The organism is Colwellia demingiae (assembly GCF_007954275.1).
Lineage (GTDB): Bacteria > Pseudomonadota > Gammaproteobacteria > Enterobacterales > Alteromonadaceae > Colwellia > Colwellia demingiae.
The window spans coordinates 514,490-527,223 of sequence record NZ_VOLT01000001.1 but is presented as its reverse complement, the minus strand read 5'-3'; the positions used below and the strand labels follow the sequence as shown (position 1 = coordinate 527,223).

At 38.3% G+C, this 12,734-nt stretch carries 9 protein-coding genes; 6 read left to right on the top strand and 3 right to left on the bottom strand.

What is annotated here, in order from left to right:
- Positions 1 to 23: 23 nt before the first annotated feature.
- Entirely contained in the window at positions 24 to 1,328 is a 1,305-nt protein-coding gene (locus ESZ36_RS02220; protein ID WP_146782924.1) for a sigma-54 interaction domain-containing protein, read from the bottom strand.
- Positions 1,329 to 1,726: 398 nt separating this feature from the next.
- Here ESZ36_RS02220 and ESZ36_RS02215 point away from each other — a divergent pair, with 398 nt between their 5' ends.
- Genes ESZ36_RS02215 through ESZ36_RS02190 form a run of 6 tightly spaced genes read left to right on the top strand, consistent with a single transcriptional unit; the run spans position 1,727 to position 8,923 of the window.
- Positions 1,727 to 3,313, top strand: a complete 1,587-nt coding sequence (locus tag ESZ36_RS02215) for a cytochrome ubiquinol oxidase subunit I (protein ID WP_146783276.1) — start codon at positions 1,727 to 1,729, stop codon at positions 3,311 to 3,313.
- Between the two features lie 10 nt (positions 3,314 to 3,323).
- Positions 3,324 to 4,478 (top strand): cytochrome d ubiquinol oxidase subunit II, encoded by a 1,155-nt coding sequence (cydB, locus tag ESZ36_RS02210; protein ID WP_146782921.1) that lies wholly within the window; start codon positions 3,324 to 3,326, stop codon positions 4,476 to 4,478.
- A gap of 41 nt (positions 4,479 to 4,519) precedes the next feature.
- Positions 4,520 to 4,651 carry a cytochrome bd-I oxidase subunit CydX gene (gene cydX, locus ESZ36_RS02205; RefSeq protein WP_146782918.1) on the top strand — a complete coding sequence of 44 codons (132 nt, stop codon included), beginning with the start codon at positions 4,520 to 4,522 and terminating at the stop codon, positions 4,649 to 4,651.
- Positions 4,652 to 4,702: 51 nt separating this feature from the next.
- Positions 4,703 to 6,481: a thiol reductant ABC exporter subunit CydD gene (gene cydD / locus ESZ36_RS02200; RefSeq protein ID WP_146782915.1), complete on the top strand. Its 1,779-nt coding sequence runs from the start codon at positions 4,703 to 4,705 to the stop codon at positions 6,479 to 6,481.
- A 34-nt stretch (positions 6,482 to 6,515) separates the two neighbouring features.
- On the top strand, positions 6,516 to 8,303 hold the full coding sequence (cydC, locus tag ESZ36_RS02195) for a thiol reductant ABC exporter subunit CydC (protein WP_146782912.1): 1,788 nt from the start codon (positions 6,516 to 6,518) through the stop codon (positions 8,301 to 8,303).
- A 38-nt stretch (positions 8,304 to 8,341) separates the two neighbouring features.
- The gene (locus tag ESZ36_RS02190) at positions 8,342 to 8,923 is read left to right on the top strand and encodes a Tll0287-like domain-containing protein (RefSeq protein WP_146782909.1); all 582 of its coding nucleotides are present in this window, start codon (positions 8,342 to 8,344) and stop codon (positions 8,921 to 8,923) included.
- Between the two features lie 95 nt (positions 8,924 to 9,018).
- Here ESZ36_RS02190 and ESZ36_RS02185 read toward each other — a convergent pair whose 3' ends face one another.
- Both ESZ36_RS02185 and nosP read right to left on the bottom strand, forming a co-directional pair.
- A complete protein-coding gene (locus ESZ36_RS02185; protein WP_146782906.1) occupies positions 9,019 to 11,583 on the bottom strand; it encodes a hybrid sensor histidine kinase/response regulator in 2,565 nt (854 codons plus the stop codon).
- The gene (nosP, locus tag ESZ36_RS02180; RefSeq protein WP_146782903.1) at positions 11,576 to 12,724 is read right to left on the bottom strand and encodes a nitric oxide-sensing protein NosP; all 1,149 of its coding nucleotides are present in this window, start codon (positions 12,722 to 12,724) and stop codon (positions 11,576 to 11,578) included. The genes ESZ36_RS02185 and nosP overlap by 8 nt, the downstream gene beginning before the upstream one ends.
- Positions 12,725 to 12,734: the final 10 nt, after the last annotated feature.

The window sequence follows — 12,734 nt, the reverse complement described above, 5'->3', positions numbered from 1 at the left end:
ATTTCTAGGAATAAGAGGCATTTTTATTTAGTTGAAGAGAAGTCTTTGATGTTTAACTGATGTTTTTGCAGTTTTCTATATAAAGTTCTAACGCTTACTTCTAAGTTATCAGCGATTGTTTGTGGTTGGTTACCGTACTGATTAAGTAGTTTAGTGATGTGCTCTTTTTCGTTAGACATCAGATTGCTTGAGTGATGTTCGATTATGTTTAAATTGGTAATGTTGTCGGGTAAGTGTTCAACGTTTATTAAATCATCATCACTTAATAAGGCACTTCGTTGCACGATGTTTTTAAGCTCTCTTACATTGCCTGGGTAATGATAATGAGATAATGCAGTTAGCGCTTCAGGGGTAAACTTCTTCGAGGAGAATTCACTTTTTGATAATAAATGCTCTGCTAACAGCGAAACATCAGATTTTCTTTGTCTTAGTGTTGGTAAACTAATGGGAAAAGCGGCAATCCGATAATATAAATCTTCTCGAAACTCACCTTGTTCAACCATTTTTTCTAAATTCTTATGACTGGCACAAATTAATCTAAAGTTCGCCATTTGCTTTTCAACACTACCGACTCGTCGATAATGTCCTGTTTCAAGTAATCGTAATAATTTCACTTGTAAATTAAGTGGCACATCACCTATTTCATCTAAAAATAAGGTGCCACCATTTGCCATACACACTAAACCTTTCTTACTTGTGTTTGCTCCTGTAAACGCACCTTTCTCATGGCCGAATAACTCAGATTCAAATAAGGATTCATTGAGTCCGGTACACTCAACTTCAATAAATGGTTTATTAGCTCGCTTACTTGCTTGATGTATTGATAAAGCCGCGAGCTCTTTACCTGTTCCTGTCTCACCCTGTAATAATATGCTGATATTACTATTTGCACTGCGCGTGATCATTTTGAGGAGCTCTTGAAACGGCTTACTTTTACCTATTAATTTCAGATCGCTACTGACGCTGCTCGCAAAATCAACTTTTTCGAGAATCTCTAAAAAACCAATGGTCATGCCGTTGTTATCTTTAACGGGTTTCATCAGAATATTGCAATAAATATCAGCAGAGCCTGTTTTATGAATGTGCAATGCCGAGCTGTTCTTACCCGTTTCTTTACATGAAGAGAGAGGACACGCTTCGCCTTTTTGGTCACAAGGTTTAGAGAAATTATGTGACACCTCGAAACACTTACTTTTCCCGAGTATTACTTCTGTCGTATAGGTATCACGGTAAGCCTGATTCACCGCTTCAATTGAGTAATCATGGGTAATGAATATTGCTGGTTTCTCGACAGCTTCGATGATTGCTTGAATAGTTTGATGTACCACTTGCCGTAAACCTTTTGATTTTTACGTCATAATTGACGTTACGTGTCATTATTTAATGTCATTTATGACTTAAATAAAAGCTATTTTGAACCGTTTATTATATTTTCATTAAATTTTGTTATTTTTCAGCTGGTTAAGTGATTGGTTTTTATGGCGTGCTTATTGCTAAATAGACATTAAGTAATAAATAAAGCTAATTGATTAACTGTGGGGGAAGCACTCGATTCAACAGCAGGTTGTTTAACCGTTCGTTATTTGGTCGTAATTAAAACTACGGTGGTTATAACGATCAGCTATATTTACTTTAATCCAGTGTCATTCTAGAAAGTAGAATACTCGTTGAATGCACATCGGAACACTATTTTAATAACAAAAGAACAGAATTGAGAGTAATTAACATGATAAGTGAAGCGTTAGTCGAATTATCGCGGTGGCAGTTTGCTGTTACCGCACTATTCCATTTTTTATTTGTACCCTTAACAATCGGTTTAACATGGATTTTATTCATCATGGAAGCTGTTTATGTCATGACAGGTCGTGAAATTTATCGCGACATGACAAAGTTTTGGGGCAAGCTATTTGGTATCAATTTTGCGATTGGTGTGGCCACCGGCCTGACTATGGAATTCGAATTTGGCACTAATTGGTCATACTACTCACATTATGTCGGCGATGTGTTTGGGGCACCGTTAGCGATTGAAGGGTTAATGGCCTTTTTTCTTGAGTCTACTTTTGTCGGGATGTTCTTTTTAGGCTGGGATAGGTTAAGTAAACGTCAGCATTTAATGGGCACATTTCTGATGGCGTTAGGCACCAACTTTTCTGCGCTATGGATATTGATTGCCAATGGTTGGATGCAAAATCCCGTCGGAAGTGAATTCAACTACATGACAATGCGTATGGAGTTAGTAAGCTTTAGCGAAATTATTTTCAATCCGGTTGCGCAAGTTAAATTTATTCACACTGTCGCTGGCGGTTATGTTGCTGGTTCAATGTTTGTGTTAAGCATTAGCAGTTATTACTTACTCAAAGGTAGAGATATTGCGTTTGCGAAACGCTCCTTTTCAGTTGCTGCAGGTTTTGGTTTAGCGGCTATATTTTCTGTTATTTTATTGGGTGATGAGTCAGGTTATGAAGTGGGTGAAGTACAGCGAGTTAAACTTGCTGCTATTGAAGCGGAATATCATACCGAACCAGCACCAGCGGCATTCACTTTAATCGGCATACCTGATGATGAAGCTATGGAAACCCATTATGCAGTGAAAATTCCCTATGCGCTGGGTCTTATTGCCACGCGCTCTTTAGATGAAAAAGTTATTGGCTTACGGGACTTACAAAAAGCGCATGAACCTCGCATTCGTAATGGCATGATCGCTTACAAGTACTTAGTTAAATTACGTAATGGTGAAGACACACCTGAAAATATTGCTAAATTTAATGAAACAAAACAAGATCTTGGCTATGGGTTATTACTTAAACGTTATACCGATAATGTGGTCGATGCGACTGAAGCACAAATACAAATGGCTGTTAAAGATTCCACGCCACCCGTAGCGCAGGTTTTTTGGGCATTTCGAATGATGGTTGCTTCCGGCTTCATTATGTTGCTGTTATTTTGCTTAGCCTTTTATTTTAATGCTCGACGTCAAATAGAGCAAAAACGTTGGTTACTAAAATCAATACTTTTTGCACTACCACTGCCTTGGATAGCAATAGAAACAGGTTGGTTTGTTGCTGAATTTGGACGTCAGCCTTGGGCAATTAGTGAAATTTTACCAACCTTCTTATCTACTTCATCATTAGAGGCAAGCGATGTGCTGTTTTCTCTCATTGCCTTTATCGTTGTTTATAGCATTTTATTTGTTATCGAAATGTATTTGATGATTAAGTTTGCTCGTTTGGGCCCTAGTGCGTTACATACCGGACGTTATCATTTTGAACAAGTACCAGAGTTAACTTCTGGTCTTCGCAGCCAGAATTCTTAAGGGGAAATATGTGTTTGATTACGAAACATTGAAATTTATATGGTGGTGCTTAATCGGTTTTCTTTTCATCGGGTTTGCAATCACCGATGGTATGGATATGGGCGTAGGTGGTTTGTTACCCTTTGTAGCGAAAAAAGATGTCGAGAGTCGAGTCGTTATCAACACTGTCGGCGCGCATTGGGATGGCAACCAAGTTTGGTTTATTACCGCAGGGGCTTCTTTGTTTGCCGCGTGGCCTTTAGTTTATGCTACGGCATTTAGCGGCTTTTATTTTGCGATGATGTTAACACTCTTTAGTTTGTTTTTACGCCCACTTGCTTTTGACTATCGTAGTAAAATTGACTCATTAAAATGGCGAACTAACTGGGACAAGGCATTATTTGTTGGCTCTATGGTACCGCCGTTAGTATTTGGTGTTGCTTTTGGTAATTTACTACAAGGTGTGCCATTTGGCTTTGATTCATTAATGCGGGTAACGTATACAGGTTCATTTTTGGCTTTGTTTACCCCTTTTACTTTATTAACCGGTGTAGTGAGTGTAGCGATGATGTTGATGCATGGTTCAACATGGTTGGTAATGCGAACAGATGCTGATGTTGCCCAGCGTTCGGCTAATATTGGTCGTGTGGTTGCGGTGGTATTATCGCTTGCTTTTGCAATTGCTGGTTTGATGGTTTGGCAAAGTATTGATGGTTATTTAGTTGTTAGTACTATCGATACCATGGGACAAGCACAACCAACAATAAAAGAAGTAACTACAAGTTCAGGCGCTTGGCTAAATAATTATAGAGAGACTCCATTATTATGGTTAGTACCTGCTGTTGGGTTAGTTGTGCCATTTTTAGTGGCACTTTTATTGAGCATAAAAAGTAAGAGTACCTCAGTAAAAGTATTTGCTTTTATCGGCAGCTCTTTAACTATTATCAGCATTATTTTAACTGCTGGCATTGCTATGTTTCCCTTTGTTATGCCATCGAGCAGTGTCCCAAATCATAGTTTATTAATGTGGGATACCGTATCGAGTGAAGGAACGTTAGGGTTAATGTTCATGGTAGTCGCCTTTTTTATTCCTATCATTATTGGTTATACCCTTTGGTGTTACAAAAAAATGTGGCGCACTGTTACCATCGCTGAAATTGAGCAGAATAATCACACCGCTTATTAATCCGGTTGGCATGAAACTAAATAAGAATAGAGGAAAACATTATGTGGTATTTCAGTTGGATTTTGGGTGTATTACTCGCGGTCTCTTTAGGCATCATTAATGTGATGTGGTACGAGATGGAGCAACATGTAGACAATGTTGCTAAAGATCAAGATAGCGATGATCAATCATAAAAGAGCACGATCGTGCAGCATTAAAAATGAGCCAGTATTAAGTTGATAGAAATGACAGAGCAAACTGAACAACAAAAAAAGCAAGTTAATGACTGGCTCAAATATCAAAAAAGATATGCTCACGGTAAATTAAGCCGCGCTATTGCGTTAGGATCATTAAATGGATTATTAATGATAATACAAACAGCAATGCTCGCTTACCTTATTGATTTAGTGATATTTCCTAGTGAAGATCTGAGTTTAACAAATAGTTTAAGCAGCAGTGAAATCACGGATGGTATTCTTTTTTCAGATACCACCATGATAAGCATAGCATTAGTCGCACTTATTTTTTGTCGAGCTGCCTTAGGCTATTTTAGTGAATGTTATAGCCGTCGTGGTGCTATGGATATTAAAGCCAATATTCGTTCACGACTGCTTAATCGCTTATTTCAGTTTGGTCCTGCTTACACACAAACTAAGGGGAGTGCGAAGTTAAGTCACTTATTGCATCAAGGTATAGATTCATTAGAGGATTACTTTGCGGGTTATCTTCCGGTTATTGCTTACTGCGCAGTTATACCTTTAGCGATATTGATCGCGGTATTTCCTATTGATTGGCAATCAGGATTAATTTTATTACTTACAGCGCCCATGGTGCCATTTTTTATGATACTTATTGGTCATAAGGCACAGCGATTAAACCAAGAACATTGGGCTAAATTACAGCGAATGAGCAGTCATTTTCTTGATATTATCCAAGGATTAACACAACTTAAAATATTCAATGCTTCGCGTAGAGAAATAGCCGCCGTAAAAAAAATCAGTGATGACTATGGTGATGAAACCATGGGCATTTTAAAGATTGCTTTTCTGTCGTCATTTGTCTTAGAGTTTTTAGCTTCTATTTCAATCGCATTAGTCGCGGTTATTTTAGGTTTTCGTTTGTATTATGGCGATGTTGATTACGTTTTCGCTTTATGGGTTTTATTACTCGCTCCTGAGTTTTACTTGCCTTTTAGACAACTTGGTACGCAGTATCATGCAAAAATGGCTGGTGTTACCGCAGCAGAAGATTTGGTTGAAATACTGGGTCAACCACAAGTACATTATTCGCTAGAGGAAATATTTACTGCTCCATTTTCAATCAGTCTTGTGCAAGCAGAGTTTGCCTATCCTGACCGTAGTAATGCCTTAACTCAAGTGAATATTGAGTTTGCATCTCAGGGCTTATATGCCGTCATTGGTGAAAGTGGTTCAGGAAAATCAACCTTAATAGACATGGTGCTAGGATTTGTTCAACCAGATTCTGGACAGGTAATAGTCAACGATCAGCCGTTAACCTCAGCTAACCGTGATCACTGGTTGCAACATTGCGGATGGATTTCCCAACAGGCACAAGTTTTCTTTGGTTCATTAGCCTTTAATATCGCCTTATCGGACAATTATCAAGATGACCTGGTGATTGAAGCACTCGAAAAGGCGGGATTAGCAGATTTTGTGCAAACCCTTGAACTAGGAATTGAGAGTGAAATTGGCGAAGACGGTGCAGGGCTCTCAGGTGGTCAGGCGCAACGTTTAGCGCTTGCCAGAGTATTCTATCATCAACCCGATGTTTTGATACTGGATGAGCCAACAAGCCATCTTGATCAACATACTGAACAAATCATCACCGCTTCAATTAATGCGTATGCTAAAAACCATATCGTTATTGTTATCGCCCACCGTTTACATACGGTTATTGACGCCAAAAAAATATTTGTACTTGAGCAAGGAAAAATCATTGAATCAGGAACGCATCAAGAGCTGTTACTGCATGATGGTTATTATGCGCAGCAGGTTAACTTATGAGCTGCATCAATGAAGGTTTATATAAGGTAAATGTATGAAGGTCTTTATACGCTTAATTTTCTTACTTAAACCGCAATTGCCGTTAATGTTACTTGGCGCATTATTGTCAGTCATTACTGTGTTAGCCAACATTAGTTTACTAGCGGTTTCTGGTTGGTTTATTACATTGATGGCCATTGCCGGAACAACAGGTATTACGGTAAATTACTTTACTCCAGCGGCAGTCATACGATTTTTAGCCATAGTGCGCACCGCGGGGCGCTACGCAGAACGCATGTTAACGCATCGAGCAACGTTTAATGCCTTGGCACATTTACGCCATTATTTCTATCAACAGCTAGAGCCGTTATTACCTTATTACCGTATAAATTTACGATCGGGCGACCTGTTAGCAAGATTGCAGCAAGATATAGATAATCTTGATAACTTTTATTTACGGGTACTGTTACCTATTGTGGTTGCTCTAATATCAGTACCTATCGTTTGTTATGCTCTTGCCATTTTCTCACCCTCTATTGCTTGGGTAATGCTCGTTGCATTATTGATTGTTGGACTTATTTTTCCGGTGATCAGTTATTTAGCGTCAACACAACTCTCGCATGAAAAGTCTCATTTAGAAAGCCATCTCACTGAAGAATTAATCAATGGTATTGGCGCGATTAAAACACTCTTGGTGTATCAAGTAAGCATCAGTTATCAGCGCTCAATAGCAAACATTACCAAGCAATATTATGATGTACGTTATCGTTTAGTAAAAATTAATGCCAGATTGAATGCGATCATTTTTTTACTCATTCATTTATCAGCGTTAGCGTGTTTATTGTTGTTATTACCTCAGTTATCAATGGGTGAAGTTGATAGTAAGTCTTTAGTTGCCGTTATTTTATTGGTATTAGTGAGTTTTGAAACCGTGAGTAGCATGCCGTTGGCATTGCAGTTGTTACCGCAAAGTCTTGCCAGCGCGGCAAGGTTATTCGCTATTATCGATAAAGAAAAACCTATCGATATTGGTGTTGAACCAGTGAAACATGGCGACATTAATTTTGAAAACTTCACTTTTAGTTATCCAGAGCAAAAAACAGCTAGCTTAGTTGATGTTAATTTATCAATAAAAGCTGGCGAAAAAGTTGCAATCATCGGTGCTAGTGGAGCAGGGAAATCAACGTTAGTTAATTTACTGATGGGCTTTTGGCCAACAGGAGTTGCGCTTTCATCATCTCATTCCCCAACTAATTGCTCATCAAGTGCTGCTGAAAGTGAACACAGCAAAGGCAGTATTACTATTGCAGGGTGTGATTTGAGTTTGATAGAACGCGAGTCATTGCGCCAACATATTGCCTTGATGAGCCAACAAGGACATATTTTTGAGGCAAGTATTGCGGATAATTTACGTTTAGCTAAACACGATGCAACACATGAAGAAATGCGTAAAGTCTGTCAATTAGTGAACTTAATTGACTTTATTGAGGGGTTATCCAAAGGTTTCGATACTTGGTTAGGAACAAGTGGTACAGGGCTTTCAGGTGGTCAAGCTCAAAGATTACAAATTGCCCAATTACTACTGCGTTCTGCCAGTGTACTGATTTTAGATGAGCCTACCAAAGGCTTAGATCGTCACAATGAAGAACAGATAATGAGTAATATATTAGCTCATGTGAAGCAACAGCAACGAAGCCTACTGGTGATCACTCACAAACCTTTGATGCTAGAAAAAATGGATAAAATAATCGTAATGCAACAAGGAAAAATTGTTGCACAAGGCAACCACAGCCAACTGGTTAGTAATAACGATTATTATCAAAAATTACTTAATTATTTTTAAACACAACTCACACAATTAACACAACTATGGAGCAGTAAATGAAAACAATGAGCATTAAGGTGTTGTTAGTCAGCACATTATCGATATTACCATTGCTAGCAAATGCCGGAGAAAATGTAGCTAGCCAAGAGACTCTACAAGCGCGTTCTTTGGTAAAAGCGTTCGGCAGTGATTTAAAGCACGTATTAAAAACGTCGATGAAATCAGGTGGACCTATAAAAGCATTAGAGCAGTGTAATATTCAAGCTGGGCCAATTGCCGTAAAGAATTCTTCTTCATCAGGTTGGAACATAGCGCGGACTTCATTGAAAGTTCGAAACGAGAGCAACGCACCTGATGAATGGGAATCTACTACTCTGCGTCAATTTGAAAAACGTAAAGCTGCAGGAGAGCAATTAAAAACCATGGAATACTCTGAGACGGTGAGAGAAGGTGATAAATTAGTCTATCGTTATATGAAGCCGATTCCCACTGCTGGCTTATGTGTAACTTGTCATGGGAGCGATGTGTCTGAAGAAATCACCACGAAGGTGAAATCCTTATATCCTAACGACCAGGCGACAGGATTTAAGGTTGGTGATATTCGAGGGGCTTTCACGTTACAAAAAAGAATTAATTAATCATTAGCGAAAAATTAAAATATTCACCGCTCAGCTAGTATTAAAAGGTTTAAAGGCGCTTTTAATACTAGCGGAATACGGGTATAAATAAGGAACTATTTTAATAAATATAACATTGATGTTTTTAATTTCATCGGCTTAACGGGTTTATTTAATAATAGAATATCGCTATCTTTTACTTCTTTTTTCAGTTGCTTACTGTAGTTGGCAGTAATCATCATCACCGGTAATGGCTTATCTCGTAAGCTGTTAATTTCTTTTGCTACATCGAAACCATTTACGCCATCATCAAGGTGATAATCCACGATTAATATATCGGCATGATCATGACTGATATCAACTTGCTGTTGCAATTCCTTTAGACTGGTGGCAGTTATTACCACACACTCCCAGCCTTCTAGTAGTTGTGACATACCGGCACAAACACTGGCGTCATTATCAACAAGCCATATCTTACTTTTCGCTAATACTGGGGTATCCATAATATAATTAAGTGGGTCACTTGATTGAGGTAAATCACTTATTTTTCCAAGCGGAACTTTGACTGAAAACACCGAACCTTTACCTAAGGCAGAGTTAACATTAATTGGATGTTCGAGTACTTTAGAAATTTTATCTACAATGGCTAAACCTAAACCAAGACCATTACGAAACGCCGTTTGAGAAGCTTTAAGACGTTTAAACTCTTTAAATATTTCTTTAATTTGGTCTTGAGCAATACCGGTACCATTGTCCCATACTTCGATAGATACATGGTTACCTTGACGTCGACAGCCAAGTAACACTTTGCCATTATTCGTATATCTAAAGGCATTTGATAGAAAATTACGCAATATGCGGGCAAGCAATACACTGTCGCTGTTTACCACAACATCACTACTGACATAATGTAATTCCACTTGAAATTGACCACTGATTTGTTGGTACTCACTCACGAGGTTGTTAAGTAGTTCTGACAATTTAAATGAGCTTTTATCGGCTTTGACCACACCTGCATCAAGTTTTGAAATATCAACCAGTGTAGAGATTAAATTCTCTAAATCGTCTAACGAATTAGCAACCGAGTTAAGCTGCTTTTTAGTGTTATCTTCTAAAGGACGTTCCATTAATGAACTGGTAAATAATTGGGCTGCATTTAATGGTTGTAATAAATCATGACTCACGGCAGCAAGAAATTTTGTTTTTGAAACGTTGGCGAACTCTGCTTCGCTTTTAGCTTTGACTAGATTAGATTGCGCTTGACGGCGATCTTCTACTTCCACTTGCAGCTTGTCATTTAAACTTTGTAATTGAAAGGTTCGCTCTTGTACCCTAACTTCCAGCTGGTCATGGGCTTTTTGCAGAGCTAAGGCATTCTTTCTTCGTTCGGTAATATCTCGAATGAGCACGAAAAATCCGAGTACATCACCGTTAACATCACGATTAGGCACATAAGATTTTAATAAATAGCTCGATTCACCAAATTTGTTTTTTTCATCAATGGTAAAACTAACACTTTCACCTTCCAAGGCTCGATCAACGTAACGCCTTATTTTAGTAAAATTTGAATGGACTCGACTTTGTTCTAATTCTAAGCCATTAAGGCCACCTTGAGGCCAACCGTACCAGTCAACGTACACTTGATTAGTAAACTGATATTTTAGATCCTTACCGACATAAGCGATCATTGCGGGTACGTTATCCGTGATTAATCGTAACCAACTTTCACTTTTTCTTAATGATTCCGCGTAGCGATGACGTTCGGTAATATCGCTATAGGTTTTAATTGTTTTTCCGTTTTTAAGTCGATGACTTTTAATTTCTAAGACGGTTCCGTTAATCAATGTTTGGGTGTAAGAATAGTTATTGGTACTTGATTTTGGTGTTAAGTCGAGTTCCGTTAAATGTTGCATATTATCAGTCGTAGGCGTGCCTCGTAACAGGTGAGGGGATAATTGACTGATCTGGGCAAAACGCGTATTCCATACTTCGATTTTGTTATGACTGCTGATCAACACTACACCTTGAGAAATGTTATCAATCAAGTTTTGTAGTAACAGCGACTTTTGCGCCATGCCTCGCTCATAACGGGCACTTTCTGCTGTTTTTACCGCGGTAATGTCGGTATAGAGCATTACCCAACCACCTTCGCTGGTTTGGTGTTCGTTTAATTGAAACCATCGACCATCTGATAATTGATATACAGGGCTGGCAAACGCATCACCTGGAGATGCTCGTTGAATAATACCGCGGGTTTTGGCTAAATCTTTTAAGTCTTTGAGATTGACGCCTTCTGTAATGGGTAAACCTGAGTCGATCCAAAAATTGGCAAAATTACTGTTTTGTAAAATAATTCGACCTTTACTGTCGAGTAAAACAAAGGCTTCTGAAATACTTTCTATTGCATCAATAAAACGTTGTTTGAACAGATTACCTTGAGTATTTGCTTGTTTTAATGCGTGATTACTCCGCTCCAGTTTTGCCAGTGTTTCATTTAAGGTTTGCGTTTTTTCTCTTACTTGTTCAGCTAGGTGCACCGAATGCTCAAAGGCAGTATAAGGCGCATACTGATTTTCTCCGCTGTCTTCTACCCGTTGCATTAAGGCATCGTTAATTTTTTTTAATTTGATATTTTGTTTTTTTAATTGAGCTAACTCTTCTTCTAGGGATAGATCACTCATTAATACCTCCCGCAATGTAAACACCGGTAAAGGTTTGATTTAAATGCGTGCCATTAATGTGTTCACCATAGGTATTAAATCCAGCAATGTTGTACTTAGCATTTAATTTTTGTACTTTATTTTCTAAACCTTTTTGTTCTATTTCTAAGCGTCTTAAAAAGCAATCACAAGCGAGTACTAACTCAGGTTTACCGTAACGGTTTGAAATTTCATCTAACTTTTGAGTTACAGGATCAAATATGTCACCCATTTCTACCGCAGTGAGTACAATGCCAACATCAACAGCGCAGTAGAATGTTAGGCTTAAATCAGCTTCATTCACTTTTTGAATTGAACGAATATAGTATTGACCGCCGACTTTAACGGCTAAAGGATTGAGCGAAAATACTTCAGGACTTAAATCCTTTAAATCCATATTTAATAACTTTGCATACTCAAGTGCAGCAGGTTCGGCATTTAATTCATAGACCGTTCTACTATCAGCATCTGCGGCTGTTACCACTAATTTTTCCGTTGGTAGTGCGATATGATGACAATTAAAAACCTCGAAAGATAAAAGGGTGTTTACCATAATCACGATAGCGGCATTTTGATAAAAATTACCTTGGTAATACACATGCGTTTTCGCTAAATTAATATCGTCTCCAGCAGAGCCGCCAAAATGGGGAATACCACGGGTCGCTGAGTTTAGGGTAACCAGGAATTGTTCTTCGTTTGAGGAAAGGCCATCGAGTAACGTCAGTAAAAAACTGTTATTTTTAATGGGTGTTAAATTTTTTGAATGACAATCTTCTATTAACTCATTTATTGTTGATTGCGCATTGATGGTATCGAACTTTTCCATTGACTCGATAAGTTTGGCGCTAATAGCAAAGTAGTCACTAGAGAAGCCGATGGCAACAATAGAATGTTGTTCGTAACCTTGCTGAGTTACTTCTCCTGCGGTAGTACAGCCAACAATTTTGGTTTCTTTGAAGGTATCTTCCATCGTTTTTGCCAGTGTATCGAGCGCATAAGTTGAGGAGCAATAAAATAGCACAAAGCAGATATTTTCTTGGTTAAGTTGTTGGTACAATTCTTGGCTTGCAAGGAAGGGATCAGTCGCATTACTGACCGCGGTAATTGTTTTAATTGTACTCATATAATTCCCT

Excerpts from the sequence above, each read along its gene's own strand:
- ESZ36_RS02215 (WP_146783276.1), top strand. The coding sequence starts at position 1,727 with ATGATAAGTGAAGCGTTAGTCGAATTATCGCGGTGGCAGTTTGCTGTT.
- cydC (WP_146782912.1), top strand. The coding sequence starts at position 6,516 with ATGAAGGTCTTTATACGCTTAATTTTCTTACTTAAACCGCAATTGCCG.
- cydX (WP_146782918.1), top strand. The coding sequence starts at position 4,520 with ATGTGGTATTTCAGTTGGATTTTGGGTGTATTACTCGCGGTCTCTTTA.
- ESZ36_RS02185 (WP_146782906.1), bottom strand. The coding sequence starts at position 11,583 with ATGAGTGATCTATCCCTAGAAGAAGAGTTAGCTCAATTAAAAAAACAA.
- ESZ36_RS02190 (WP_146782909.1), top strand. The coding sequence starts at position 8,342 with ATGAAAACAATGAGCATTAAGGTGTTGTTAGTCAGCACATTATCGATA.
- cydD (WP_146782915.1), top strand. The coding sequence starts at position 4,703 with ATGACAGAGCAAACTGAACAACAAAAAAAGCAAGTTAATGACTGGCTC.
- nosP (WP_146782903.1), bottom strand. The coding sequence starts at position 12,724 with ATGAGTACAATTAAAACAATTACCGCGGTCAGTAATGCGACTGATCCC.